Source organism: Streptomyces sp. NPDC006207, from assembly GCF_040613835.1.
Taxonomy (GTDB): Bacteria; Actinomycetota; Actinomycetes; order Streptomycetales; family Streptomycetaceae; genus Actinacidiphila.
This window is the reverse complement of record NZ_JBEXSX010000085.1, coordinates 1-25687: the sequence shown is the minus strand read 5'-3', so window position 1 is coordinate 25687 and position 25687 is coordinate 1. Positions and strand designations below refer to the sequence as shown.

Sequence of the window (25687 nt, the reverse complement as noted above, 5' to 3'; positions counted from 1 at the left end):
ATTGGAAAGGACCCGTCATGACCGACACCTACGACCCCACGCGCACCGCGATCCTGCTGGTCGACCCCTACAACGACTTCCTGTCGGAGGGCGGCAAGGTCTGGCCCGCGCTGGAGGGCGTCGCCATCGAGGTCGGCCTGCTCGACAACCTCCGCGCCGTCGTCGGCGCGGGGCGCGCGGCGGGCCAGAAGGTCTTCTTCGTCCCCCACCGCCGCTGGCAGGAGGGTGACTACGAGGACTGGGAGCACCCCAACCCCACGCACCGCATCATCCAGGAGCGGCACACCTTCGCCCTCGGCACCTGGGGAGGCGAGTTCCACCCCGACTTCCGGCCCGCCGACGGCGAGGTGGTCATCCAGGAGCACTGGTCGCAGAGCGGGTTCGCCAACACCGACCTGGACTTCCGGCTCAAGCAGCACGGCATCACGCACGTGATCGTCATCGGCCTGCTCGCCAACACCTGCATCGAGTCCACCGGCCGCTTCGCCATGGAGCTCGGCTACCACGTGACGCTCGTCCGTGACGCCACCGCGGCCTACCGCCCGGAGATGATGCACGCCGCCCACGAACTCAACGGCCCCACCTACGCCCACTCCATCACCACCACCGCCGACCTGCTCAAGACCCTGGAGAACGGAGACCACTGACATGCGACTGACCGGAGAGATGCTGATAGGCGCGTCGTCCATCCCCGCGTCCGAAGGCACGATGAAGGCCCTCGACCCGGCGACCGGCGAACTGGTCGGACCGGAGTTCGCGCTCGGCGGGGCGGCCGAGGTCGACCGCGCCGCCCGCCTGGCCGACGAGGCCTACGACACCTACAACCGCACCGGCCTCGCGGAGCGCGCCGCGTTCCTCGAACTGATCGCGGACCGGCTCGAGGGGATCAAGGGCGAACTGGCCGAGCGGGCAGCCCTGGAAACGGGCCTTCCGGCCGCGCAGCTGGAAGCCGAGGCGGTCAAGTCCGCAGGGCAGTTCCGGCAGTTCGCCGACGTCGTCCGGCAGGGCCGGTTCCGGCAGGCCGCCGTCGACCCGGCCCAGCCGGAGCGGCAGCCCCGGCCGCGCATGGACCACCGCATGCAGAAGATCGGTATCGGCCCGGTGGCCGTCTTCGGCGCCAGCAACTTCCCGATCTCGTACTCGGTCGCGGGCGGCGACACCGCCGCCGCTCTCGCGGCGGGCTGCCCGGTGATCCTCAAGGCCCACAACGCCCACCCCGGCGCCTCGGAGCTGCAGGGGCGCGTCATCCAGGGCGCCGTCGCCGATTCCGGGCTGCACGAGGGCGTGTTCTCGATGGTCCGGGGGGCCGGCAACGCGATCGGCGAGGCCCTGGTGGACCATCCGCTGGTCAAGGCCGTCACCTTCACCGGCTCCGAAGGCGGTGGCATGGCCCTGTACCGGCGGGCCCAGCTGCGACCCGACCCGATCCCGGTCTTCGCCGAGATGACCAGCGTCAACCCGACCTTCGTCCTGCCAGCGGCGCTGGCGGCGCGCGGCGGCGAGATCGGCGACGGCTTCGCCGAGCGCATGCTCGTCAACGTCGGCCAGGCCTGCCTGAAGCCGGCCGTGCTGCTCGCCGTCGACGGCCCGGGTTACGCCGCGATGCGCGAGGCAGCCGCGGCACGGGTGGGCGCGATGGGCGCACGGACGATGCTCACCCCCGGCATCCACGACGCGTACGGCCGCGGGGCGCGGCGCCTGCGCGACTCCGGGGCCACGACCGTGACGGTGGGCCCGGAGCCCGAGGGCGCCTTCGAGGGCCGCGCGCAGCTCCTCGAGGTCGACGGCGACCGGTTCCTGGCCGAAACCGCCCTGGCCGAGGAGGTCTTCGGACCGGCAGCGCTGCTGGTCCGGCTGTCCGGCGTCGAGCAGATGACCGAGGTGGCCCGGAGCTTCCGCGGCCAGCTGTCGGCGACGATGCACCTCGAGGAGGAGGACCACCCGCAGGCCGCGCGCCTGCTGCCGGTCCTGGAGCGCCGCACCGGCCGGATCGTGGTGAACGCCTTCGCCCACCCGCAGGAGGTCGGCCACGCCACCATCCACGGAGGCCCGTTCCCGGCCACCACCGACAGCCGCTTCACCTCGGTCGGCATGAGCGCGATCGACCGCTTCCTGCGGCCCGTCACCTACCAGGGCTTCCCGGACGCGCTGCTCCCCGAGGCGCTGGTCCCGGCCAACCCGCTGGGGCTGCGGCGGCTGGTAGACGGGCACGTCACCCGCGACTGACCCGCCGGGAGCGGCAGGCCCGGTCACGGGAAGCGGGCGAGTTCCTCCCGGGTACGGGCGATCCAGGGGTGGTCCTCGCCGAGGTGGCGCACACGGTCCTGGAGGACCTGGCGCAGCAGCCGGGCGGCGCGTGGGGCGTCGCCCGCCGCGCCGACCGAACAGGCGTGGGCGTTACGGCTGTTGAGGGTGGAGGGATGGTCGTCACCGAGGACGCGGGTGCGGTCCTGGACGAGGATCTCCAGCAGGTCCGCGGCCTCGCCGTGACGGCCGGTGGCGGCCAGGCAGCGGGCACGCCCGCCGCGTGCGGTGAGCGTCTGGGGGTGGTCGTCGCCCAGGCGCTCGCGGCAGTCGTCGACGAGCTGTTCGTACCGGGCCGTCGCCTCGGCCGCCCGGCCCGCCCTCAGGACACAGCGGGCGTGGGCGGCACGGACAGCGAACAGCTGGGGGTGCCCGTCGTCGAGGATCTCGGCGCTCTCGGTCAACAGCGCGCCGAGGAGCCGTACGGCCTCCTCGGCCGCCCCGGCCTCGCTGAGGAAGAGCGCCTGGTAGCGCCGCCACAGCAGCGGGATCGGGCTGTCCGGCCCGTGCACGGCGCCTCCGCGGCCGTCCTCGATCAGGTCGCTGAGCAGTGCCGATGCGCGGCCGGGGTCGCCGGCCTCGCCCAGGAAACGGGCGTGGCCGTGGCGGGAGGCGAGGGTGTCCGGGTGGAGCGGGTCGAGGACCTTCAGGCAGTCCTGGAGGAGTTCCCCGAACAGCCCGGCGGCGCGGGCGGCATGCCCCGCCTCGCCGAGGAAGTGGGCGTGGTGGCGGCGGTTGTTGAGGGTGTAGGGGTGGTACGGGCCCTGGGTGCGTGACCGGTCGGCGACCAGGCTGTCGAAGAGCCGGGCGGCCTGTCCGGGGCGGCCGGCGTCGCCGAGCAGGTAGGCGTAGCCGTACCGGCTGCTGAGGGTGTGCGGGTGGTCGGCGCCCAGCAGGCGGGTCCGGTCGGCCAGCACGGACTGGTACTCGGCGACCGCTTCCTCGAGCCGTCCGGTCTCGCCGAGGAACACCGCCAGGTTGTTGCGGCTGTTGAGGGTGTGGGAGTGCTCGCGGCCGAGGACGCGCGTGCGGTCCTGGATGACGCCGCGCAGCAGGTCGACGGCCTCGGCGGGGTGGCCGGCCATGCCGACGTAGCGGGCGTGGGAGTTGCGGTTCTCCAGCGTCTCCTTGACGTCGGGGCCGCCGCGCCGCTCGGCCTCCGCGACCAGCTCGCGGTACAGGTCCGCCGCGCGCCGGGGGTCGCCGGCCTCCCCCACGCACGTGGCGTACCACTGCCGGGGCAACTGCCCGGGGTCGGCACCGGCCTTGTCGAAGGCGGCCATGGCGTGGTGCAGGTCGCCGCGCTGGTAGGCGGTCGCGCCGATGTCCAGGGCGCGCACCGGGTCGGCGTGGTCGATGAGGATCTCCCACACGGCGTCCGGGATGCGCGGCGGCGGCACCTGCTCGTCCAGGGTCTGGTGCAGGTAGTCGAAGGCCAGGTAGGCGCCGTCGTCGCGGGGCAGCAGCAGGCTGGAGGTGGCGTGCAGGGGGGCGGTGGCCCAGCGCAGCGCCTCTTCCCACGCCTCCGGCCGCAGGCTGGTGCCGCCGCGCAGGTCCAGGTGGATCTCGTGCAGGCGGCGCAGCACGTCCTCGGGCAGCGGCTGGTGGTAACCCGCGCGCCGGGCGTCCACGGCCCCTGCGACGAGGGCGGCGGCCCGCGGACGGGCACCGGCCGCCCACGCGTTGCTGAAGTCGTCGAGCAACTGGGGAGCCGCGGCGAGGTACTCGGCCACCCCGCGGCTGCCGGACCGGGCGTCGTTGACGGCGGCCCTGATCCTCGGGTCGTCGGTGTGGTGCCGGGCCCGCGCCAGCTCCGCCTCGCTCCAGGTACGGTCCACCCGCACGACCGAGGCCAGCCGCAGCACCTCGCGCCCCGAGCGCAGCACGTCACCGCCGGGCTCGTCGTCGGCGGCCGAGCGGGCGCCGAAGCGGATGTGCTGACGTGCGCTCATGGTCGCCACGACGGCGACCCGCGCCGGCCCGGCCTCCAGCAGCCGCTGTACGTGACCTGCCGTCAGCCCGCCCGCGCCGAGGTAGTTCTCCAGGTCGTCCAGCCACACCACGGCCTGCTTCAGCCGTGGCACGGTGTCCGCGAGGGCGACCATCGCCTCACGACTGTCCGGAACGACCAGCCGGTAGCGCGGGAAGTGCTTGCGCACCACCTCGTAGGCCAGGCGCGTCTTGCCCGCCGTGGAGTCCCCCACCAGCAGCAGGAATCCCTGTCCCCCGCTGAGCACCGCCTCCGCCTGCGGCATGGCGTCCCGCCCGACGAACACCGGGACACGGCCGAAGCCGGCCGTCCCGCCGCCGCCCGGTGCGGCCGGGTGGACGCCGAGACCGATGGGGTCGTCGACGTCCGCCACCAGCGGCGCCGTGCCGCGCCGGGAGATCCGCAGCAGGCCCGGCAGCGCCCGTCTGCGGCCCGCCGACTGCTCCAGCGCCCTGCCTCCCGAGGCGGCCACGGTCTCCGTCGCCGCCCCGGCGACCGCTCCCGCCGGGCCGAACAGCAGGGTCAGGGCGGGCCGGGCCAGACCGGAGAACACCCTGAGCAGGTAACCGGCCGCGCCTGTGGCGCGGTCCCTCCCGGCAGCCATCGCGTACTCTCCCGTTCCCCCCGGTGCTCCCCTGCCGTGGTGCATTCCCGGTGGCGCCGCCGGCTACCCACCGGGGGCACGGTAGCGGGCGGAGGCCAGGGAGAAGTCGAGGAAGCCGCGGGCCCAGGCGTGGATGCCGTCCGCGTACTGGCAGACCGCGGCCAGCTGCCCCGGGGTGAGGTCGGTCGCGAGGGCGGTGGCGTACAGGTCGCGTGTCGCGGTGCGCAGGCAGGCGACGCGGCGGGCGTGCCACAGCCGTGTCTCGTCGATCGCCTCGTCCAGCGTCAGGCCGTGGTGGTGGCGCAGGACGAGGACCAGGTTGGTGGTCTCCCCCGAGCGCAGCTCCTTCTCCACCGAGAACAGGTCGTTGGTCCAGCCGATGACGTCGGCGGCGGCCTCGCGCAGCACGCGGCAGGCCGGCGAGAACCAGATCGCCGGGGGCAGTTCCGCCTCCTGGGCGTACTCGATGAGGTCGAAGCACCAGCCGGTCGCGCCGGAGACCCGCCGCCAGGCGATGTAGGCCTCGGGGGTGGGCACCTCGTCGCCGGCGCGGATCCTGATCATGTCCTGGTTGGTACGGATCCACCCGAGCAGGTGACGGCGGAAACGGTCGCCCCAGGCGGGCCCCATGGCGCCGGTCACCCGCGGCAGGAGTTCGCCCAGGACGCGGACGGCCGGCGGCGCCGACGCGGGGACCTCCCACCCGCAGCCGCCGACGGCGCGTGCCATGGCCTCCAGTTCCGCGCCGGTCCCCGTGGACGGGCCCACGTCGCTGCCGTCGTCGACGGCGAACATCCACAGCGTCAGCCGGGCCAGCTCCGTCAGACGGGCCGGGGTCGCCCATGGCCACACGTGCGCGGCCATGGCGGCCTGCCGTTCCCGGCCGGCCTGCCCCGAGGCCGGCGCGGACAGCAACCCGGCCCGCCGCGCCCAGGCCATGACGTGCGGCTCCACCTGCCGCAGGCCGGGGTTGAGGAGCGACGGGCCCGGTACGCGGACGGGCCCCCCGGCCCGGCCCCGTGCGGTCCCGCTGTGCGCGGCCCGTCCCCCCGGGCCGTCGATACGAACGAACGCAGATGTCTTCCCCACCGGATTCCCCCCTTCCCGGGCCGTCGGCGACCCGGGCAAGGACTACGACTTCCAGCCATCCCCGTCCCGGTTCCTACCCAGCGTTCGACTTCCGGACGCCCGGAACGGGCAGCCGGCGTCAGAGCTCCGTCGAAACCGGGCTGACGGGAACCCGGGCCGTCCACGATGCGTCATGATCCGGGCGGGCACCGACCGCCCGCACCGTTCGCGTTCGCGTTCGCCTTCGCGTTCGCCTTCGCGTTCGCCTTCGCGTTCGCCTTCGCGTTCGCCTTCGTGTCCACGTTCACGTTCATCGAGGAGAGAAGTGCACAGACACCGCCGTCCGTACTCCGCCGCCGTGGCCGCCGTGCTCCTGGCCGCCCTGCTGGGTGCCTGCGGGAGCCCGGACTCCGGCGCCATGGCCGGATCCGGAGCGTCGGCCGCCGCTTCCGCCGGCACCCGCACCCCAGTGGCGAAGGCGGACCCGCCCGTCACCGGGGCGCTGGACGACCACCGGCACGTGGCGCGCAGGACGGCCCCCGCGCGGCGCCCCCACATGGTGCAGCGGTGCACCGACCGCACCCGGCGGGTGAAGCACACCTCCTCGAAGGGTTCAGGCAAGCGCAAGTCGACCCGGACCTGGTACACCACCGAGCACTACCAGGACTGCCGCAAGGTCCAGCAGGGCACCGAGTCCTACACCCGTGTGGTGTCCGCGGAACGCTGGTGCGTCGAACTGGACGACGTCGGCGGCGACCGCATCCGCGACGACGTCTGGTACAAGGTGGACGCCACGACCTACGGCACGGCCGTCGGCGCCGAGGAGGGCACCCCGATGTCCTTCACCCCCCTGGCGTCCGGCTGCTGACGGCGCACCGCCGGGCGGCGCCGGGCCCGGCGTAATCCGGATGCGTTCCGCCCGGTGCTTCTGCCATCCTCGCGCCCATGTCCACGTTCCAAGATCTCCTCGCCGAAGGGGAGGCCGTCCCGACCGAGGGATGGGACTTCTCCTGGTTCACCGGCCGCGCCACCGAGGAGCGCCCGTCCTGGGGCTACAGCGGGCTCCTCGCCGAGCGGACGGCGCGGGCCGAGGCCGTGCTCGACATCCAGACCGGCGGCGGGGAGGTCCTGGCGACCGTGCCCACCGCCCCGCCGGTGGTCGCGGCGACGGAGTCCTGGGCGCCCAACCTGGAGATCGCCCGCCGCAACCTGGCGCCCTTCGGCGCCACCGTCGTCGAGGCCGACGACACGGCCGACCTGCCCTTCCCCGACGGCCACTTCGACCTGGTCGTCAGCCGGCATCCGGTGGTGACCCGCTGGGACGAGGTGCGCCGGGTACTGCGTCCCCGGGGCACCTACCTGTCCCAGCAGGTCGGCGCCGGCTCGGTGCGGGAGCTGACGGACTACCTGATGGGGCCCCGGCCGGTCGCCACGCACACACGGGACCCCTTCACGACCACGGCCGGCTCCAGCGGGGTCGAGGCCACCGCACGCGCCGAAGCGGCGGGCCTGGAGGTCGTGGACCTGCGCCAGGAGGCGCTGCGCATGGAGTTCCACGACATCGCCGCCGTGGTCCACTTCCTGCGCAAGGTCATCTGGATCGTGCCCGGCTTCACGGTGGACGCCTATCGCGAGCAGCTGGCGCGGCTGCACGACTTCATGGAGCGGCACGGGCCCTTCGTGGCGTACTCGCAGCGCTATCTGATCGAGGCCCGCAAGGGCTGACCACCGGAAGGAGTACACCCGTGATCGCGCCGACCACCAGGCCGTTCGCCGAGTCCGACGTCGATGCCGCGGCCGGCCTGCTCGCCGCCCGCCACCGCCGCGACCTCGCCCGGGACGTCGCGCTCGACCCGGGTTTCACCGAACCGGCCGCCTGCGCGGCCCTGCTGCGGGACGCCTGGGCGCAGGGCGCGCGGGGCGCGGTCGCGGAGACGGCGGACGGCACGCCCGCCGGGTACCTCCTCGCCGTACCCGGCGACGACGGCCGGGGACGGCACGTCTGGACGGGCCCCGGGCACTACGCGGCACGCGACGGGGACGTACTGCGCGGGCTCTACGCGGACCTGTCGGGTCCATGGCTCGCCGACGGGCGGCTGCACCACTACGCCGTCGCGGCCGCCGGCGACCTGCCGGTCTGGCTGTCGCAGTGCTTCGCGTACGAGCAGGTCCACGCCGTGACGGACCTGGCGACGGAGGCGGCCGTCCGCCACGACGACGTGCGCGCCGCGGGGCCGTCGGACCTCGCCGCGCTGGAGCCGCTGTTCCGCCTGGTCGCCGACGCGCACGCGGGGCCGCCGGTCTTCGCCTTCATCGAGCCGTCCTTCTACGAGGGTCTGCGCCCGGGCCACTTGGAGCTGCTGGAGGACCCGGCCGTGTCGTACTGGCTCGCCGAGGGGCCGGAAGGGGTCCGTGGCTTCTGCGTCATGCGGCCGGTGCCCGACGACGAGGTCTCGTTGACGACGCCGCGCGGCTCGGTCGAACTGCTCCTCGCCGCGACCGTTCCGGAGCACCGCGGCAGCGGTGTGGGGCGCCGGCTCACCGAGCACGCCTTCGCGGACGCCGCCCGGCGCGGGTTCCGCGTGTGCGTGACGGACTGGCGGGCGGCGAACCCGCTGTCCTCGGTGTTCTGGCCGCGTCGCGGATTCCGTCCCGTCGCCCACCGGCTGCACCGCCTCCTCGACCCGCGGCTGCTGCGGGGCTGACCTCGCACGGCGGCCCGCGCCGAGGAGGCGCCCGGGGTGGTCACTCGACGACGCCGAAGTCCTCCGGGAACGTCTCCAGGAACGCGCGGCGCCGGGGGTCGGCCTCGGCTGCCGCCATCGCCTCGAGCACGTCGAGCAACTCGGCCCGCTGTGCTTCCGACATGCGGTCCACCACGGCCGCGACGCCCTCCAGTGCCGTCACGGCGTCGTCCTCGTCCATCTGTTCGTCGTCCGTGCCGTCGATGAACCAGGTGACGTCCACGAGCGCCTCCGCCAGGGCGTGGGTCAGCGAAGGGTACTGAGGCATGGGCGTGTTCTCCCCGGGGATGGTGGCTGCGGTGTTCCCCGGTATCCCATCACAGGCCTCTGACAACATTCTTCCGGGTCGGCGCCGAAGGTGCGCGAGCGTGACCTCGGGCAGGGCGTACGGGCCGCCCTGGGGCACGGCGGGGTCCGGTACGGCGTCGCCGTCCGCGGCGGTGAGGCGCGAGGCGTGCTGCTCGGGGTCGTCGACGGGGGTGCAGTCGAGCACCGACGGGGCCGGGAGTTCCCAGAAGCGGCGGGTGTTGGCGGAGACGCGCCGTGGCGTAGCGCACGCCGGGCGGCGCGGTGAGCGCGGCCCGGGTCCAGCCGACGGCGTCGCGGTGGCTGAGCCAGGTCGCCAGGTGGCGGCGCTCGCCGGGTTCCGCCTCGAAGCTGCCGATGCTGCAGGCAGATGACGCAGAGCCCGAACTTGTCGGCGTAGAGCCGTCCCAGCGCCTCGACGGCCGCCTTGCTGACCCCGTACAGGCCGTCGGGGCGCACCGGTTCGTCCGGGGCGGTGCGTTGCCCGGCGGGGTGGAAACCGGTGACGCGGTTGCTCCCGGTCGGCACGACGCGGCGGATGCCACCCCGCCGGGCGGCTTCCAGGACGTGGTGGGTGCCGAGGACGTTGACCTCCAGGAGGTCGGCCAACGGGGCCTCGTCGGGGATGCCGCCGAGGTGCAGGACCCGGTCGACGCCCACCAAGTCGGACCGCACGGCGTCGGCCTCCTGCAGGTCGATGGTGTGCACCTCCTCGTTCGCGGCTTCCGCGACCAGCGGGACCCGGTCGAGCAGGACCAGCCGTGCCGTCTCCCCGCGCAGTCCGGCGCGCACCACGGAGCCGATGGTGCCCGCCGCGCGGTGATCGCCAGCGCTCCCGCCTCAAGGCCAACTCCCCGTCACACAAGGCCCGTTCCGTCGCGCACCAGCTCATCCATGAGCCGGTGACGGACTGCCCTGACGAGGTGTCATTCACTTTCCGTTGGCGTGACGTTCCCGTGCGGTTCCGCAAGGCGGGCACGCCGGGGGCGGATTGGCGCGGGCCCATGGGGGACCGTTTATGCTCTGCTCCGTCATTGGGTAGTTGTGAACTCAACCACGTTTGGCCGTCGAGGGGACAGCGCGCCGTGAACCGTCCGGGGATGTCGATCAATCAAGTGCGGATAGCCGTGGCCTTGCTCAGCCTCGCGCTGTTCGCCCAGACGGCGTTCTGGCTGCTCTACGACATCGTTGTCCGCGGCCTGCCGGGCGCCTGGTCGCTGTGGACCACCGGGTGGGTGCCGGGGCTGTCGGCGACCTCCTCGCTCGACCTCGGCCTGGCGGCGCTGCAGCTCTGCGCCGGTCTGGCGGCGCTGTTCCGCACCCGCGGCGCGGGCGGCCTGCTGGTGACCGCGTGCACCGTGACGCTCGGCTTCCGCCTCCCCGCGGTCTGGTACCTGCTGCTCGACTCGCCGTCCGACCCGTGGTTCGGCACCCTGAAGGGTGCCTCGCTGAACGCCGTGGGCAGCACCGCCGTCCTCGCCGTGGTGCTCACGCTCATCCTGGGAGGGCTCCTCCTGCTCGCCCGGCACATGGAGTACGAGGCCGCCGCCGCCGCGGACTCGGTGACGGGCGGCATCCGCCCGGTGAAGGTGACGGCCACCGCCTCCGGGCTGCTGCTCGCGGTGCTCAACGTCTTCTACATCGGCCGGAACGCGGTGACGGCCGTTCAGGTCGGGCCGGGCGTGCTCAGCGACCTGATCGTCGGCAAGGGCAGCGGGCGGGCGATCCTCGCGGTGCCGTCGCCGTACCAGTGGGTGTGCCTGACCGTGCTGTGCGGGGCCGGCATGCTGCTCGCGGCCCGGCGGCGGCCCACCGCCCCGGGCTTCTCGGTGGGCCTGTCGCTCTTCATGATGCCGTCGGCCTTCACGGAGCTGTGGGGCTACGCGGTCGGCACGATGCCCGTGACCGCCGTGGACACCTCGCAGAGCCTGCTGGAGTTCGTCGGTTCCGCGGCGGTGGTGGCCCTGATCGTCGGCGACGTCCGCCGCGACCGCCGGCCCGACGACGCCGACCTCGACGTCATGGCGCCCGCCGTGCCGACGGGGATCGCGGTGGCCGCAACGGCCGTACGGACCGTACCGGCCACGCCGTCCGTGCCCACCGCCGAGGACGCCGACGCGGCGGAGGAGACCGGCGGGGCCGTGGACGTCAGCGTCCCCGCCCAGCGCAACGCAGATGCCGAGCCCGACGCCGAAGCCGGCCGTCCGGCGACCGAGGCCGCCGACGCCTGACGCGGGCACCGTCCCCGCCGGACCGGCTCCGCCGCGAAAAACATTTGCGCGGGGCCGGCACCGGTACCGACAGTTGCGGCATGCCCCTCACCGTGCGCCCCGCCGTCCCCGAGGATGCCTCCGTCATCTGCGAGTTGCTCAACGCCGTCGACGTCGTGGAGCTCGGGCAGCCCGAGACCGACCTGGGGACCGTCGAGTCGTCACTGGTCCACCCCGAGGCCGACCTGGAACGCAACTCCTGGCTGGTCTTCGAGGACGGCGCGCCCGTCGCGTTCGGGCTCCTGTGGGACGACTCCGGTGCCGAACGCATCGACGTCGACCACTACGTCCTGCCCGCGCACCAGGAGGCCGGGGAGCGGCTGCTGGACCTCCTGCAGAACCGGGCCGCCGGGCGCGCCGCGGAGAACGGCGTGGCCCGGGCCGTCGTCCATCTCGCCCTGAACACCGCGCCCACCATGGACACGTCCCGTCTGACGCGGCGCGGCTGGAAGGCCGTACGGCGCTACCACGTGCTGACCCGCCCGCTGTCCGCCGCCGCGGACACCGTCCCCGAGCCGCCGCCCGGGCTGACGCTGCGCGACTGCACGGAGGAGGTCGACCGACGCCGCGCACACGAACTCCTTCAGGAGACCTTCGCGGAACACTTCGACCACCAGCGGCGCACCTACCCGCAGTGGCTGGACGACCTCGGCTCTGGCATCGACTGGTCCCTGGTGTGGATCGCCTCGCTGGAGGGCGCGGGGGACGTCGGCGTGGCACTGACCCGTGACGACCGCGCGGCCATGGCGTGGATCCGCAGCCTCGGGGTGCGCAAGGAGGCGCGGGGCCGGGGCATCGCCGGCCACCTGCTGCGCCACGCCTTCGGGGTCTACGCCGCCCGCGGCCGCGACACCCTCGGCCTGGGCGTGGACACCGACAACACCACGGGGGCCCTGCGCCTGTACACCGCGCACGGCATGGGCCTGCACTTCGCGGTGGACACCTGGGAAGTGACGCTGCCTGCTGCCGCTCGGGCGTGAGCGTGGCGGGCGGGGCGGGCGGGAACGGATCCCGCCCGGTGGACTCGCCCTCCGCTCCGGGCTGTCCGAGCCGGCCGGGTACCGACCGCTCCCGCTCGCCCCGCCACGGGAAGTGCCCGGCGCCCGGCTGAACGCCCGGCGCGGTGTACGGGAACAGCTCCGCCACCTCGGCCATCGCGGGCGGTGGTGCGTGCACGTCGCACTCCCCCGCCAGTACGAGCACCGGTCCCGCGACGCGGGCGAGCGCCGTACGCGTGCGCTCCGGTTCCCAGGCGTCCCCCGAGCGGAAGACGGCCGCGGCTGCGTCGCTCCTCTCCTCGGCGCCTCCGGCCTCCAGCGCCCGCGCGGTCCCGTCCCAACGCCCGTGGGGGAAGGGCGCGACGGCCTCCCTGCGGCCGTCCTCCCCCGCGCCCCGCGACGACCTCCTCCAAGGCCGTGTAGCCCGCGTCGTACCAAGGCTCGCCCTGCCGGAGCCGGACCGTGGCCGGCCGAACGTCCGTACCGACGGCGAGACCAACGGAGGCCGCGGTGGGCGCGCAGCGCCTCGAAGTCGTCGACGAGGCGGTCGCAGCGGTAGCTGGCGGAGCCCCACACACCCTCCCCCCGGCAGGCAGACCATGGGCAGGCCTGGTCGCCGCGCAAGCAAGCGCCGTGCCGTCGGGAGCCACGAGGACAGGCGTGGCCACGGCCATGCCCGCGGCCTCCGTGCGGTGTCAACCGCGCGGCGGCACCCCGGCCGCGCGCACCGGTTCATCCGAGGTTCACGTTCCGGCCACCCCCGCGAGAACAGGGCTCTTTACCGTCCCATGGGATTCGCTATACCGGAACATAGACTTGGAGGCACTGTGCGGCCGCACAGACTTCTTCCGCTCCTCCCCCGCCACGACGGTGGCAGGTCCGCCCTCACCTGCCGGTTCAAGTGCGGTGACGCCTGCGCCCACGAGGCCCCGAACACCAGCGGCAACGCCTACCTCGGCGACGTCGTCGCCGACGCCCTCTCCCGCCGCACCATGCTGCGGACCGGTGCCGTGGTCACCCTGGCCGCCGCCGCAGGAGGCATGGCCGTCACGTCCGGCACCGACGTGGCCGTCGCCGCCCCCGAACCGAAGCACGGCGGTCACGGCGGCACCGTCGACCCCGACGCCGCCAAGGGCCTGCGCTTCCGGCCCGTCGAGCCGAACACCGTGGACGCCCTCGTCGTCCCCGAGGGCTACGCGCAGAGCGTCGTGATCCGCTGGGGCGACCCCATCCTGCGCGGCGCCCCCGCGTTCGACCAGGCGCGGCAGACCGCCGCGGCGCAGGCCGGCCAGTTCGGCTACAACAACGACTTCCTGCACCTGTTCGACCTGCCCGGTGAGCGCGGCCGTCAGGTACTCGTCGCCAACCACGAGTACACCGACGAGATCCTCATGTTCCCGGGCTACGACGCGGCCGACCCCACCCGCGAGCAGGTCGAGATCGCATGGGCCGCGCACGGCCTCAGCGTGGTCGTGGTCGAGGAGGACCGGCACTCCGGCCGCCTGTACCCGGTGAACCGGCACGGCATGAACCGGCGGGTCCACACCAAGACGGCCTTCCGGCTGACCGGCCCCGCCGCGGGCAGCCCCCTGCTGCGCACCAAGGCCGACCCCACCGGCACCAAGGTCCTCGGCACCCTCAACAACTGCGCCGGCGGCACCACCCCGTGGGGCACCGTGCTCTCGGGCGAGGAGAACTTCAACCAGTACTTCGGCAACGCGGCCTCGGTCACCGACCCGGTCACCGCGGAGCGGCTGAAGCGCTACGGCGTCGCCGGCGCGGCCAGCGAGCGCAAGTGGGAGCGGTTCGACGACCGCTTCGACCTGGCGAAGGAGCCCAACGAGGTCAACCGCTTCGGCTGGATCGTGGAGCTCGACCCCTTCGACCCGGACTCGACGCCGCGCAAGCACACCGCGCTCGGCCGCTTCAAGCACGAGGCCGCGCAGCCCCGGCTCACCGATGACGGCCGCCCCGTCGTCTACATGGGCGACGACGAGCGCTTTGACTACATGTACAAGTTCGTGGCGAGCAAGGCGATGCGGCACGGCAGCGGCCGGGCCGTCCGCGAGCACAACCTGTCGCTGCTCGACGAGGGCACGCTCTACGTCGCCAGGCTCACCGGCGACAGCCCTGCCGCGGAGTTCGACGGCAGCGGGAAGCTGCCCTCGGACGGCGAGTTCGACGGCTCGGGCGAGTGGATCAGGCTGGCGAGCGGCACCACCTCCTTCGTGGAGGGCATGACCGCCGAGGAGGTCTACCTCTTCACCCGGATGGCGGCGGACAAGGCCGGTGCCACGAAGATGGACCGCCCCGAGGACGTCGAGCCCAGCCCGCGCACCGGTCGCGTCTACGTGGCGCTGACCAACAACACCAACCGCGGCAAGGCCGGCTCCGCCGGCCCCGACGAGGCCAACCCGCGGAGCAACAACAAGCACGGGCACGTGCTGGAGCTGGCCGAGTTCTTCGACGACCCTGCCGCCGACCGCTTCGCGTGGCGGCTGTTCCTGGTCGCCGGAGACCCCTCGGACCCCGCCACCTACTTCGCGGGCTTCCCGAAGGACGACGTCAGCCCGATCTCGTGCCCGGACAACGTGGCCTTCGACCCGCACGGCAACCTGTGGATCTCCACCGACGGCGCGCCCGGCACCCTCGGCACCCACGACGCCCTCTTCGGCGTCGCGGTCAGGGGTGACAAGCGCGGTCAGGTCCGGCAGTTCCTGAGCGTGCCCAAGGGCGCCGAGACCTGCGGCCCGATCGTCCAGGACCAGCGCGTCCTGGTCGCGGTGCAGCACCCCGGCGAGACCGACGGCTCCACGTACGAGAACCCGTCCTCGCGCTGGCCGGACGGCGGCAAGCGGATCCCCCGCCCCTCCGTCGTCGTGGTGTGGCGCAAGGACGGCCGCGACATCGGCGTGTGACGCCACGGCCCCGCCCGGCGTGCCGGGCGGGGCCGCTCCACGGCGGCCGTCAGGCGGCCGGGGCCGGACGGCCGAGGGCCGGTCCGAGCCGGGTGGCGATGTCGGTGAGGATCTGCACGTAGTCCTCGGGCTCGAAGGCGAACGGCAGCGCGAAGGCGACCTCGTCGACCTCGCGGAAGGCCGCGTGCGCGGAGAGCCGCTCCGCGATCTCCTCGGAGGTGCCGACCAGGTCGGGGGCGAACAGCAGCCGCCCGGGGCCCTGCGGGCCGGCGGTGCGCGGCAGCCGCCGGCGGGCGTACTCCCGGTACTTCTCGCGCTGGCCGGCCGAGGCGCTGTCGGTGGGGACGACGACCAGTCCCTGCGAGACCCGGGCCCGTTCGCCGTCGGGGTGTGCGGCACGGAAGGCACGGACGTGGGACAGCTGGATCGCCGCGAAGTCCTCGGACTCCTCCGCCTTGACCACGCTGCTCGTCAGGAAGTTCATCCCGTGCTCCCCGGCCCACCGCGCCGAGCGCAGGCTCCCTCCGCCGTACCACATGCGGTCGCCGAGCCCCGGGGAGTGCGGCTGGACGCGGTCGGAGAAGACCTCGAAGCCCTCGGTGCCGCTGAAGGCGGTGGCCGGCTCGCCCCGGACGAAGCCCAGCAGGCGTTCCACCCGGGTGTAGGAGAAGTCCTCGTGGCCCGCGGTGTCCGGGTAGAGGGCGCCGCGGACCTCGTCGAAGTGCATCGGCGGGCCGACGCTGACGCCCGGGTTGAGGCGGCCGCCGGACAGCAGGTCCACCGTCGCCAGGTCCTCGGCCAGTCGCAGCGGGTTCTCCCATCCCAGCGGGATGACGGCCGTGCCGAGTTCGATGCGGCTGGTGCGCTGCGAGGCGGCGGCGAGGACGGCCACGGGCGAGGAGATGCCGAACTGCAGGTGGCGGTGGCGCACCCACGCACTGTCGAAGCCCAGTCGCTCGCCCAACTGGATCATCTCGAGCGTCGCCTCGTGCCCGCGCCGCGGGTCGGCCTCGTCGAACAGCCCGATCGTCAGGAAGCCCAGTTTGCGCAGCGGCCTGCCGTACGACGGCACGGCGCCCTCCTCGTCGCGGGGTCGGGCGGGACCGGCACCGCCCCGCTCCGGCTCGAGCGGGGCGGGACGGTGCCGGACACCGACGGTAGGTCAGTTCACGGTGACCGGCAGCTCGTACAGGTCGTTCTGGGTGACCACGGGCTTGTTCCGCAGCTCCGTCGCCGGCACCGCCAGGTCGAGCTTGGGGAAGCGCTCGAACAGGGCGGGCAGCGCCACCGAGGCCTCCAGCCGGGACAGCGCGGCGCCCGGGCACACGTGCGGGCCGTGGCCGAAGGCGATGTGCCGGATGGGGTGCTCGCGGGTGATGTCGAAGACGCCGGCGCTCGGACCGTGCTGCTTCTCGTCGCCGCCGATCGCCGCGTAGGAGACGATCAGCGCCTCGCCCTTGGCGATGACCTTGTCGCCGACGGGGACGTCCTCGGTGGCGAAGCGGATCAGCACGTGGGAGGTGGGCGTGGAGTGGCGCAGCGTCTCCTCCACCACCGACTCCCAGCTCGCCTTGCCCTCCCGCACCAGCGCGAGCTGGTCGGGGTGGGTGAGCAGGTTGACGACCGCGTTCACGATGAGGGAGATCGTGGTCTCGTGGCCCGCGGCGATCATCAACTGCAGGGTGCTCTGGATCTCCGCGTCGGTGAGGTGGTCACCGTCCTCGGAGGCCGCGATGAGCGCGCTGGTCAGGTCGTCGCCGGGCTCGGCGCGCCGGTCGGCGACGGTCTTGGCCATCAGGGTCGCGAGCTCGCCGAGGGTGGCGATGACCTCGTCGGGCGGGGTCTGGGTGGAGAAGAACTTCTCGAACAGCACCTTCAGGCGGGGCAGGTGGGCCTCGTCGATGCCCATCAGCTCCTGCACGACGTACATCGGCAGCGGGTAGGCGAAGGTGGCCTTCAGGTCCAGCACCTCGCCCTCACGTGCCGCCTCCTCGACGCGCTCCAGGAGACCGGCCGTCAGCTCCTCGATGCGGGCCCGCATCTGCTCGACGCGGCGGGGGGTGAGCGCCTGGGCGACCAGGGCGCGCAGCCGGCGGTGGTCGGCGCCGTCCACGGTGAGCATCGAGCGGCCGGGGTTGGCCAGGCCGATCAGCGCCCAGTCGGCGGGTATCTCACCGCGGGTGAAGGCGTCCCAGTGGGCGATGTCCTTCACCAGCCGCGGGTCGGTCAGCAGCGCGCGGGCCTCGGCATGGTGCGTCACGGCCCACACCGGCACCCCGCCGGGCAGGACGACCGCGGCCAGCGGGCCCTCCTCGCGCAGCGCGGCGCTCTCGGCGACCAGGTCGCCCACCAGCGGGTCCAGCACGATCGGGGAGGCCGCGCGGTGGCCGGTGACCGGGCATTCCATCAGAGTTCTCCTAGCACGGGGGTGGGTGTGAAACGCACGGGGAGCTTGGTCATGCCCCGCAGCCACGGGGACGGACGGCGCACCAGTTCGGCGGGGTCGACCGCCAGTTCGAGGTCGGGCAGCCGGTCCAGCAGCACCTCGATGCCGGTGCGGGCGATGGCCTCGGCGATCTCCTGCGCCGGGAACGGGCAGCGGTGCTCACCGTGGCCGAAGGAGAACCAGGCGTTGTTGCCGTTGGTGGATGCCCCGGCCTCCAGGTGCACCTGCGGGTCGGCGTTGGCCGCGGCGAAGCCGAGGATGAGCAGGTCGCCGGAGGCGATCTGGCGCCCGCCGAGCCGGGTGTCGCGGCTGGCCCACCGCCCGGCGATGTTCTGGCTGGGGGTGTCCTCCCACAGGACCTCGTTCATGGCCTGTCCGACGCTGTTCCGGCCACCGGTGAACGAGGCGGCGAAGCGGTCGTCGGTGAGCATCAGCCGCAGCGAGTTGCCGATCCAGTCCGCGGTGGGCTGGTGCCCGGCCACGGTCATCACCATCAGGTCCTGCACGATCTCCTCGTCGGAGAAGTCGTACCGGTCGGCGAGCATCCGCGAGACCACGTCCGCGCCCGGCTGCTCCTTCTTCGCCTCGAGCAGCTCGGTCATCGCGGAGTAGACGTACATCTGGCCGGCGATGGCGTCCGCGCCGCCGTCGACCAGGTCCTTGACCGCCTTCACCAGGCGGGGGCCCTGCTCCTCGGGGAAGCCGTAAAGCCGGGCCAGCACACGGACCGGGAGCAGCATCGCGAACTCGTCGAGGATGTCCGCCCTGCCGCTGCCGCAGAAGGTGTCGACCAGCCCGTCGGCGTAGCGCTCGGCGTGACGGCGCAGTTCGACCGCGTCGATGGCCTCCATGGCGTTGCCCATCATCGCGGCGCGCTGCCGGTGCCGCTCGCCCACGGTGTAGAGGATCGACGGCTGCTTGCGCCCGATCATGGGCAGCAGCGGCCAGTCGTCGGGGATGCGGTCCCACTGGTTCCACAGGTCCGAGTCGCGGCTGAAGAGCACCGGGTCGCCGGTGACGTGCAGCAGTTCCCGGTAGCCCAGCACGAGCCAGGCCGGTATGCCGCCGTCGAGCTCCACGGGGGCCAGGGCCCCGTGCTCGCGGCGCAACTCCCGGTACAGGGCGGCCGGTTCGACGTGGAAGCGCGGACCGCTGAACGGCACCGCCCCGGCGAACGGGCAGGCGCCGGCGGCCGCGGAGGGCTGACTGGTCACGGGGCGGTCCTCTCCCGGGGGCGCGGGCGGGCGCCGGACAGGGTCTGCAGGTGCTGGACGAGGGTGATGAGGACGTCCTTGGAGGACTGCCGGGACCGCGCGTCGCAGTCCACCAGCGGCACCCCGTCCGCCAGTGACAGCGCGTCGCGGACCTGTTCCTCGGTGTGCTTCGGCCCGCCGAAGTCGTTGCGGGCCACCACGAACGGGGTGCCGTGGTGCTCCAGGCGGTCGATGGCGTACCAGGAGTCGTCCAGCCGGCGGGTGTCGACCAGCACCACCGCGCCGAGCGTGCCGGAGAACAGCCGGTCCCACAGGAACCAGAACCGTTCCTGCCCGGGCGCGCCGAACAGGTAGAGCACGGTGCGCGCGTTGACGCTGATCCGGCCGAAGTCGAAGGCCACGGTGGTGGAGGTCTTCGCCCCCACACCGGCGAGGTCGTCGACCCCGGCTCCGGCCTGGGTCATCGTCTCCTCGGTGTTCAGCGGACGGATCTCGCTGACCGAGCGGACCATGGTCGTCTTCCCGACGCCGAACCCACCGGTGATGACGATCTTCAGCCCGTTGTCGGCGCTCGCGTCGAGCGGCGCCCGCGGCCCCGGCGGGCCGGGAACGAGGCCGGGGTCAGAGGTTGCGTAGTCCAACGAGCACCTGCTCCAGGATCTCGGGGTCCGGCAGTTGAGCCGCCGTCCGGGCGGTACGGGGGTGCCGGGCGCTGATCCGGCCGGTGTCCAGCAGGTCGCACAGCAGCACCTGGGTGATGCCGACCGGGAGTCCCAGGTCGGCGGCGAGCTCCACGACGGCGGTGGGCCGGCGGCAGATCCGCAGGATCGCCGCGTGCTCGGACTGCATCCCCGGGACCGGATCGCACTCGGCGACCACCAGGGTCACCAGGTCGAACGCGTCGGACGCGGGCCGGCTGCGGCCCGACGTCAGGGTGTACAGCCGGTCCGGATCCTCCTCCCGGCCCGGGCGGGGTGTCATGCGCCGTCGCCGTCCTCACCGGGCACCTCGCGCGGGGGAGCGCTCAGGTGCTCACCGAGCTGCTCGACCAGCTCGTGCATGTTGTGGCCGATCAGGCCGACCTCGGCGTCGTCGTCGGCGACGACCGCGAGGTGGGCGCCGTCACCGGCCTCGACGATGAACAGGATCCCGCCGTAGAACTCGGCCATGGCCTGCCGCACGCCGCCGCTGCCGTCGCCGAACTCCATGGACGCGCCCTGCGACAGGCTCTGGATGCCGGCGGAGATGGCCGCGAGCTGGTCCGCCTGGTCCACCGAGAGCTCGGGGGTGCGGCACAGCTTGAGCCCGTCCCGGGACAGGACCAGGGCGTGGCGGGCGCCCGGGGTGCGCTCCAGCAGGTTCTCCAGCAGCCAGTTGAGCCGCTCGTCCGTACTGGTGTGGCCGGTGGCCGGTGCGGTCATCGCGCGTCGCTTTCTGGGGATGGGGCCGTCGCGTTGTGCTCGTCGCGGTCCGCGCGGGGCGCGGTCGCGGGTGACGCATGGTCGGGGGCGGGTGCGGGGGCGGCGGGGGTGGTGCCGTGCACCGCGCTGCGGAAGGTGCTGAACCGTGCGGCCCGTTCGGCCGCCGTGCCGTGGCCGCCGGAGCTCGAAGCGGCCCGTGCGGCGGGCCGGTCGTGGCCGGCGGAGGACAGCGTCTGGCCGCGGCGGCGCTTGGGCAGGCCGCTCTCGCCCAGTTCCGGCGCCGTGCGCCGGGCCTCCTCGTCGCGGTCGGACGTCTCGGCGGGGGCCGGTACGGACGGGGCGGCGGCCGGGGCCTCCGGGGGCAGGACGGGCTCGGCGTCGGGGCCGGCGTCCGTGCCGGGACGCGGGACGGTGAGCATCTCCTGCGGGATCATCATGACCGCGCCAGTGCCACCGCGGGCCGAGGGCCGGAAGGACACCGTCAGGCCGTGCTTGCGGGCCAGCCGGCCGACGACCGTCAGTCCGAGCCTGGTCCCGGACAGGCCGGTCAGGTCCCCGGACCCGGCCGCCACGGCGCTCTGCGCCCGGCGCAGCGCGACCTCGCCCATGACCAGGCCGCTGTCCTCGACCGTGATGACCGCGCCCGCGGGCACCTCCTCCACGTACACGTGGACTTCGGCGGTGGGCGGGGAGAAGTTGGCGGCGTTGTCCATGAGTTCGGCCAGCGCGTGCATCACGCCCTCGGCGGCGTGGCCGACGACGGCGACCTCGCTGGTGGAGTGGAGCCGCACCCGCTGGTAGCCGGCGATACGCCCCATCGCGCCGCGCAGGATCGACTCCATCCGGATCGGCTTGGCCCACCGGCGTCCGGAACGGGCCCCGGTCAGCACGGCGATGCTGTCGGCGAGGCGGCCGGCCTGGGCGGTGCGGTGGTCCAGGTGCAGCAGGTCGTGCAGTACGGCGGGGTCGCTGTGGCGGTGCTCCATCTGGCGCAGGTCGGCCAGCATTCCGGTGGCCAGTGCCTGCATGCGTCCCGCGGCGTTGGCACCGACGGCCATCGCCGCGGCGCGGCGCGACTCGCTCGTGCCGACCCGGTCGGCGATCAGGGCCAGCATGCGGCGCTGCGGGCCGGTCAGTGGCTCGCGCACCGCGGTGAGCACCCGGTCCACGGTCTCACCGGCGGCGATCCGGCCGACGGCGGCCGGCAGCAGCTCGTCGGCGAATCGTTCCGCCTCGGCCCGCAGGGCGTCGAGCTGTCCGGCGAGGCGCCGGGCCCGCCAGCGCTCCTGCGCCGCCACGGCCACGGCGCAGGCCAGCGCCAGGATCCCGGCGGCCGCGCCGATCACCGCGGGGGCACGCAGCGACCCGGGGGCGGCGACCACCAGCCACACGGCGACCGGGACGGTGACCACCAGGGGTACCGCCAGGGCCCGCGCCAGGTACGCGAACGGAGCACGCTGCTCACGCCGCCGTGCCGGGATGCGCAGGCGCCCGGTCCGCGGGCGCGGGAGCGCGGTCTGCGCTGTCATCGATCAGGACCTCGGGGCCGTACGGACGGATGGGATGGGCGAAGCGGAATCCAACAAAAACGGGCACCACCACGGGCACGAATCCCAGGCGGGTTCCGTGTTCGCGGGGAACTCGCGGTCACTATATGCGAGTTGCCAGTGGTGTTGATCAATGCTCCGATGACATTTGTTGGCTGGTGAGGATATGTGAGGTTGCCGCGGCATGCCGGCGCCCGAGCGAGGGGGAACCGGCGCCTCCGCTCCCCGCAGGCACCGCCACCGCCACGTCCACCGCCGCCGCGGCTCCTCGGTGCCGCTGACCACGTCGTTCGCCCTACCGAACGGGTCGGGGCCACGGCACGCGCCCGGCGGTCGGCGGCCCGGGGCCCGCCGGGCGCGGACCGCGGGCGGCGGGAACCTGACGACGTGTCCACTGTGCGACATGTCGCAAGCGCGCCACGCCGTTCATCCTCGGACCGGCTCAGCCCGCGGCCGAGGCGGCACGGTGCACGGCTTCCGCGTCCGCCTCCAGCGGCACGTCCGCGCGGACGAACCGCGCGGCGATCGCGACGACCAGAGCCAGGACCAGGGCTCCCGCGCCGACGAGGAACAGCGTCCGGTGGTCCTGGCCGGTCCGGGCGAAGACGTAGGAGTAGAGGTAGGCGGAGAGGGCCAGCGACAGCGCTCCGGCGACGGTCGCCTTGCCCCATGCCGCCGACTGCGCCTCGGGGTGCCGCGGTACGAGTTCGTGGACGCGGCCCAGCACGACGGGCACGACACCGGGAGGGAAGGAACCGATGACCACGCTCAGCACCGCGATCTCGGGCAGGGCGTGCGCCGTGGCGAGCGCGGCGAGGGCCCCCGTCTGCACCAGGGTGATCAGCAGCAGGGCCCTGGCGAAGCCGAGGCGGTCGCCGAGGAGGCCGTAGAGGGTGGGGCCGACGAGGGCGCCGAGTCCGTACAGGATCCAGATCATGGAGCCGCCGGCGGAACCGCGGCCCAGGCCCCGGCTGACGAAGTCGGCGAGGAACGCCATGGCCGGGGTGAGACCCATCGAGATCAGGGCGTACTCCACGAGCAGCAGCCGCAGCCGCGGCGAGCGGGCGGGCTTCCGCTCCCCCGGCACCGGCACCGGCGCTGCGGCGACCGCGGAAGGCGACGGGGCGGCGACCGGCGTCGGCCAGCCGTTCCAGCTCAGTACGGTGAGGATCGCGCACAGGACGGCCAGCCCCGCCCAGGTCCCGCGCAGTCCGAAGTGCAGCAGCAGGGGCACCAGGGTCCCCGTGGCGGCGATGCCGACACCGAGCCCCGCGAAGATCGCCCCGCCCGCCAGCCCGCGCCGCTCCCCCTTCAGGTACGGGAGCACGGCACCGGCCACCCGCACCATGATCACGCCGCCGGCGAGCCCCGAGGCCAGGCGCCAGAGGAAGAACCACGGCACCGAGACGGGAACACTGCAGGCCAGCAGCGCGAGCGTGGCGAGCGCCATCATCCACCGCAGGGCCCGGCGGTCGCCCAGCCGGCGCCCCACCCACCGGGCGCTCAGCGCGCCCGCCAGGTACCCGGCGAGGTTGGCCGCGCCGAGGTACGCCACCGCGGACGGGGAGAACCAGTGGGCGTTGATCAGTTCGGGGACCAGAGGCGTGTAGGCGAACCGGGCGAGGCCGATGCCGACGAAGCTGGCGCTCGCGCCCGCCGCTATGGCCCGCCATGCGGCGGGTCCCGGTGGTGTGGTGGTCATCTGCTCGCTTCCGCCTTCCGCCCGGTCGCGACGGATCCGGGCGGCGCCCGGTCCGTCAGCAGTCCGGGCCATCTTTGACAACACCGTCATGTTTGACAGCCTTGCAAACTTTGACGGAGCCGTCAAAGATGAATTACCGTGGGCGCATGGCTGGACGGCGTCAGTTCGATGAGCAGCACACCCTGGGCCGGATCCTGGACGTCTTCTGGAACCAGGGGTACGGAGCGACCTCCATGCAGGACCTGGCGACCGCCACGGGCGTGCAGCGCGGCTCGCTCTACCACGCGTACCACGACAAGGAGACGCTGTTCCTGCGCGTCTTTCAGGACTACGCCGACGCCTTCGTCGCCGAGGCCGCCGCCACGCTGGACCAGCCCGACGTCCGGCGGGCGCTGGAGGACTTCTTCGACTTCACCATCGCCTCCATGACCCACGGCACCCCCGCCCGCGGCTGCCTGTCGACCAAGACCGCCACCGACACCCAGGCGGACGCCGAACCCATCCGGGCCGCGATCCGCGACCTGCTGGACCGGCTCGAGGGCGTCATGGCCGAACGGCTCTCCCGCGGCGATGCGGCCGGCCTGCTCGCCGTCCCTCCCACCGAGGCCGCGCGGGTCCTGGTCACCATGACCCGCGGCACCGTCGTCATCGAGCGCGTCTACCAGGACGCGGACCGGCTCCGGGCCACCGCGAGGTCCCTGATCACGATGGTGCTCGGCGCACGGCAGCAGGCCACCGCCTGATCAACGGGCCCGGTAGGGTGCCCGGTTGACTTTCTCCGCTCCCTGGAGAGAGGGGATTCCTACGGCTCGCGCTGTAGGGTTTCCTGCTTCGTCGCCGGCTGCCCGCCCGGATTTCTCCGTTGAGGTCTTACACCGGCTCCACAGGCTGACACCGTCAGTCCGACGGCCAGCAGGTGCATCAACCAGTGAGCACCTGCTGCATAATTGGGGATGGACACCGGTCCGCCGTCGCGGCGAACCAACCTTCCCCGCCCCGCCCCTCAGGGGTTCGATTCCTCCCCGTGCTGAAGGGCAGAGTTCCACGAAGGAGATTGGATGACCGCGGCGGAGGGGAACGAGCCCGGCTGGACGGACACGCGCACCTGGGTGCAGCGGCACCTGCGCGACGGGGAACACCTCGAGTCCGCGGAGCCGCTCCGCGGCGGCTGGACCTCGCAGATGCGCCGCCTGCGGGTCACGGGGCCGGGAGGCGGACGCCAGTTGGTGCTGCGTTCCTTCGTGGAGCCCTTCTACCTCCGCCACGCGGAGGGCCTGCTCACCCGTGAGGCGCGGGTCCTGGCGCTGCTCGGCCCGACCGCCGTCCCCGCCGCCGAGTTCCACGCCGTCGACGCGACGGCGGAGCACTGCGACCATCCGTCGCTGCTCATGTCCCACCTCCCGGGGGAGGTACGCCTGGCGGACACCGACGCCGGGGCGCGGGCGTGGCTGCTGGCCCGTCAACTCGTCCGCATCCACGGGCTCGACGTCGGCGAGACGGACCGGCCCCGCACCTACCAGCCCTGGACGGCGCCCGAGCGCGTCCGCCCGCCCGGGACCACGAGCCGTCCGGACCTGTGGGCCCGCGCGGTGGACGTCATACGCCGCGACCCGCCCGCCCACGAAGGCCTGTTCCTGCACCGCGACTTCCACCCGGGCAACGTCCTGTTCTCCGGGCACGGCGGCCACCTGCGCATCTCGGGCGTCGTCGACTGGGTCGAGACCTCCTGGGGCCCCGCCGACCTCGACGTGGCCCACTGCGCCACGGCACTCGCGCTGTTGCACGGACCCGTTGCGGGACTGCGCTTCGCCGACCTCTACACCGCCGCGGGCGGCCGGCTGGCGGACTCCCCCGGCGCCCACCTCTACTGGCGGCTCCTGGACGCCCTCGCCTTCGCACCCGACGCCGAGAAGGTCGCCGTCCCCTGGCGCGAACTCGGCCGCACCGACCTCACCCCGGCGACGCTCGCGACGCGCCTGGAGACCTACGTCGCGGCGCTGCTCGCCCGCTACGGCGACGCCTGACCCAACAGGCGGGCGTCCGGTGCCGGACACCGTTCCCATCTGTGCAACTGCGCGTACTCCCCCCGGTTTTCGTCTTGTCACCCGGGTGTGATCACCACGAGGGTGCAGGGCGAGCCGCGGGCGCGAAGGTG

At 73.6% G+C, this 25687-nt stretch carries 22 protein-coding genes; 10 read left to right on the top strand and 12 right to left on the bottom strand.

Annotated elements, in window-relative coordinates:
- The first annotated feature begins 17 nt into the window (after positions 1–17).
- Both ABZ312_RS40560 and ABZ312_RS40555 read left to right on the top strand, forming a co-directional pair.
- The gene (locus ABZ312_RS40560; protein ID WP_500439866.1) at positions 18–647 is read left to right on the top strand and encodes a cysteine hydrolase family protein; all 630 of its coding nucleotides are present in this window, start codon (positions 18–20) and stop codon (positions 645–647) included.
- A 1-nt stretch (position 648) separates the two neighbouring features.
- On the top strand, positions 649–2226 hold the full coding sequence (locus ABZ312_RS40555; RefSeq protein ID WP_500439865.1) for an aldehyde dehydrogenase (NADP(+)): 1578 nt from the start codon (positions 649–651) through the stop codon (positions 2224–2226).
- Positions 2227–2249: 23 nt separating this feature from the next.
- On the opposite strand, the gene ABZ312_RS40550 is transcribed toward ABZ312_RS40555, so the two are convergent.
- Together ABZ312_RS40550 and ABZ312_RS40545 are read right to left on the bottom strand one after the other, a co-directional pair.
- Positions 2250–4898 carry a tetratricopeptide repeat protein gene (locus ABZ312_RS40550; RefSeq protein ID WP_500328886.1) on the bottom strand — a complete coding sequence of 883 codons (2649 nt, stop codon included), beginning with the start codon at positions 4896–4898 and terminating at the stop codon, positions 2250–2252.
- A gap of 63 nt (positions 4899–4961) precedes the next feature.
- The gene (locus ABZ312_RS40545) at positions 4962–5987 is read right to left on the bottom strand and encodes a terpene synthase family protein (RefSeq protein WP_500360129.1); all 1026 of its coding nucleotides are present in this window, start codon (positions 5985–5987) and stop codon (positions 4962–4964) included.
- Between the two features lie 304 nt (positions 5988–6291).
- Between ABZ312_RS40545 and ABZ312_RS40540 the strand changes: the two genes are divergently transcribed.
- The 3 genes from ABZ312_RS40540 (at position 6292) to ABZ312_RS40530 (ending at position 8671) form a co-directional block, all read left to right on the top strand.
- Positions 6292–6834: a hypothetical protein gene (locus tag ABZ312_RS40540; protein ID WP_500439864.1), complete on the top strand. Its 543-nt coding sequence runs from the start codon at positions 6292–6294 to the stop codon at positions 6832–6834.
- 77 nt (positions 6835–6911) lie between these two features.
- Positions 6912–7691: a class I SAM-dependent methyltransferase gene (locus ABZ312_RS40535; protein WP_500360128.1), complete on the top strand. Its 780-nt coding sequence runs from the start codon at positions 6912–6914 to the stop codon at positions 7689–7691.
- 20 nt (positions 7692–7711) lie between these two features.
- A complete protein-coding gene (locus ABZ312_RS40530) occupies positions 7712–8671 on the top strand; it encodes a GNAT family N-acetyltransferase (RefSeq protein WP_500360127.1) in 960 nt (319 codons plus the stop codon).
- A 40-nt stretch (positions 8672–8711) separates the two neighbouring features.
- Here ABZ312_RS40530 and ABZ312_RS40525 read toward each other — a convergent pair whose 3' ends face one another.
- Both ABZ312_RS40525 and ABZ312_RS40520 read right to left on the bottom strand, forming a co-directional pair.
- Entirely contained in the window at positions 8712–8978 is a 267-nt protein-coding gene (locus tag ABZ312_RS40525; RefSeq protein WP_499509228.1) for a hypothetical protein, read from the bottom strand.
- Positions 8957–9808: an NAD-dependent epimerase/dehydratase family protein gene (locus ABZ312_RS40520; protein ID WP_500439867.1), complete on the bottom strand. Its 852-nt coding sequence runs from the start codon at positions 9806–9808 to the stop codon at positions 8957–8959. The genes ABZ312_RS40525 and ABZ312_RS40520 overlap by 22 nt, the downstream gene beginning before the upstream one ends.
- A 308-nt stretch (positions 9809–10116) precedes the next feature.
- Here ABZ312_RS40520 and ABZ312_RS40515 point away from each other — a divergent pair, with 308 nt between their 5' ends.
- From ABZ312_RS40515 to ABZ312_RS40505, 3 genes are all read left to right on the top strand, one after another.
- Positions 10117–11247, top strand: coding sequence for a hypothetical protein (locus ABZ312_RS40515; RefSeq protein WP_500328892.1), 1131 nt, complete (start codon positions 10117–10119; stop codon positions 11245–11247).
- Between the two features lie 80 nt (positions 11248–11327).
- A complete protein-coding gene (locus tag ABZ312_RS40510) occupies positions 11328–12266 on the top strand; it encodes a GNAT family N-acetyltransferase (RefSeq protein WP_500360126.1) in 939 nt (312 codons plus the stop codon).
- A gap of 845 nt (positions 12267–13111) precedes the next feature.
- Positions 13112–15202: a PhoX family protein gene (locus tag ABZ312_RS40505; protein ID WP_500439863.1), complete on the top strand. Its 2091-nt coding sequence runs from the start codon at positions 13112–13114 to the stop codon at positions 15200–15202.
- Positions 15203–15251: 49 nt separating this feature from the next.
- On the opposite strand, the gene ABZ312_RS40500 is transcribed toward ABZ312_RS40505, so the two are convergent.
- From ABZ312_RS40500 to ABZ312_RS40465, 8 genes are all read right to left on the bottom strand, one after another.
- Positions 15252–16274 carry an LLM class flavin-dependent oxidoreductase gene (locus ABZ312_RS40500; RefSeq protein WP_500328894.1) on the bottom strand — a complete coding sequence of 341 codons (1023 nt, stop codon included), beginning with the start codon at positions 16272–16274 and terminating at the stop codon, positions 15252–15254.
- Between the two features lie 90 nt (positions 16275–16364).
- The gene (locus ABZ312_RS40495; RefSeq protein WP_500328895.1) at positions 16365–17609 is read right to left on the bottom strand and encodes a cytochrome P450 family protein; all 1245 of its coding nucleotides are present in this window, start codon (positions 17607–17609) and stop codon (positions 16365–16367) included.
- Positions 17609–18862 (bottom strand): cytochrome P450, encoded by a 1254-nt coding sequence (locus tag ABZ312_RS40490; RefSeq protein ID WP_500328896.1) that lies wholly within the window; start codon positions 18860–18862, stop codon positions 17609–17611. Before ABZ312_RS40490 ends, ABZ312_RS40495 begins: the two co-directional genes overlap by 1 nt.
- Positions 18859–19503 carry a GTP-binding protein gene (locus tag ABZ312_RS40485; protein ID WP_499509236.1) on the bottom strand — a complete coding sequence of 215 codons (645 nt, stop codon included), beginning with the start codon at positions 19501–19503 and terminating at the stop codon, positions 18859–18861. Before ABZ312_RS40485 ends, ABZ312_RS40490 begins: the two co-directional genes overlap by 4 nt.
- A complete protein-coding gene (locus ABZ312_RS40480; protein WP_499509237.1) occupies positions 19484–19843 on the bottom strand; it encodes a DUF742 domain-containing protein in 360 nt (119 codons plus the stop codon). The genes ABZ312_RS40485 and ABZ312_RS40480 overlap by 20 nt, the downstream gene beginning before the upstream one ends.
- Positions 19840–20283, bottom strand: a complete 444-nt coding sequence (locus tag ABZ312_RS40475; protein WP_500328897.1) for a roadblock/LC7 domain-containing protein — start codon at positions 20281–20283, stop codon at positions 19840–19842. The genes ABZ312_RS40480 and ABZ312_RS40475 overlap by 4 nt, the downstream gene beginning before the upstream one ends.
- Entirely contained in the window at positions 20280–21812 is a 1533-nt protein-coding gene (locus tag ABZ312_RS40470) for a sensor histidine kinase (RefSeq protein WP_500328898.1), read from the bottom strand. Before ABZ312_RS40470 ends, ABZ312_RS40475 begins: the two co-directional genes overlap by 4 nt.
- Before the next feature lie 460 nt (positions 21813–22272).
- Complete coding sequence (locus ABZ312_RS40465) at positions 22273–23532, bottom strand: YbfB/YjiJ family MFS transporter (RefSeq protein ID WP_500328899.1); 1260 nt, start codon at positions 23530–23532, stop codon at positions 22273–22275.
- 146 nt (positions 23533–23678) lie between these two features.
- Between ABZ312_RS40465 and ABZ312_RS40460 the strand changes: the two genes are divergently transcribed.
- Positions 23679–24275, top strand: a complete 597-nt coding sequence (locus ABZ312_RS40460) for a TetR/AcrR family transcriptional regulator (protein WP_500328900.1) — start codon at positions 23679–23681, stop codon at positions 24273–24275.
- 315 nt (positions 24276–24590) lie between these two features.
- Entirely contained in the window at positions 24591–25556 is a 966-nt protein-coding gene (locus ABZ312_RS40455; protein WP_500328901.1) for a phosphotransferase family protein, read from the top strand.
- The last annotated feature ends 131 nt before the right edge of the window (positions 25557–25687 follow it).

Bases quoted from the DNA above. Each gene is read 5' to 3' on its own strand.
- ABZ312_RS40460 (WP_500328900.1), top strand. From the start codon at position 23,679: ATGGCTGGACGGCGTCAGTTCGATGAGCAGCACACCCTGGGCCGGATC.
- ABZ312_RS40470 (WP_500328898.1), bottom strand. From the start codon at position 21,812: ATGACAGCGCAGACCGCGCTCCCGCGCCCGCGGACCGGGCGCCTGCGC.
- ABZ312_RS40495 (WP_500328895.1), bottom strand. From the start codon at position 17,609: ATGGAATGCCCGGTCACCGGCCACCGCGCGGCCTCCCCGATCGTGCTG.
- ABZ312_RS40455 (WP_500328901.1), top strand. From the start codon at position 24,591: ATGACCGCGGCGGAGGGGAACGAGCCCGGCTGGACGGACACGCGCACC.
- ABZ312_RS40465 (WP_500328899.1), bottom strand. From the start codon at position 23,532: ATGACCACCACACCACCGGGACCCGCCGCATGGCGGGCCATAGCGGCG.
- ABZ312_RS40535 (WP_500360128.1), top strand. From the start codon at position 6,912: ATGTCCACGTTCCAAGATCTCCTCGCCGAAGGGGAGGCCGTCCCGACC.
- ABZ312_RS40550 (WP_500328886.1), bottom strand. From the start codon at position 4,898: ATGGCTGCCGGGAGGGACCGCGCCACAGGCGCGGCCGGTTACCTGCTC.
- ABZ312_RS40560 (WP_500439866.1), top strand. From the start codon at position 18: ATGACCGACACCTACGACCCCACGCGCACCGCGATCCTGCTGGTCGAC.
- ABZ312_RS40525 (WP_499509228.1), bottom strand. From the start codon at position 8,978: ATGCCTCAGTACCCTTCGCTGACCCACGCCCTGGCGGAGGCGCTCGTG.
- ABZ312_RS40555 (WP_500439865.1), top strand. From the start codon at position 649: ATGCGACTGACCGGAGAGATGCTGATAGGCGCGTCGTCCATCCCCGCG.
- ABZ312_RS40510 (WP_500360126.1), top strand. From the start codon at position 11,328: ATGCCCCTCACCGTGCGCCCCGCCGTCCCCGAGGATGCCTCCGTCATC.
- ABZ312_RS40475 (WP_500328897.1), bottom strand. From the start codon at position 20,283: ATGACCGCACCGGCCACCGGCCACACCAGTACGGACGAGCGGCTCAAC.
- ABZ312_RS40515 (WP_500328892.1), top strand. From the start codon at position 10,117: ATGTCGATCAATCAAGTGCGGATAGCCGTGGCCTTGCTCAGCCTCGCG.
- ABZ312_RS40480 (WP_499509237.1), bottom strand. From the start codon at position 19,843: ATGACACCCCGCCCGGGCCGGGAGGAGGATCCGGACCGGCTGTACACC.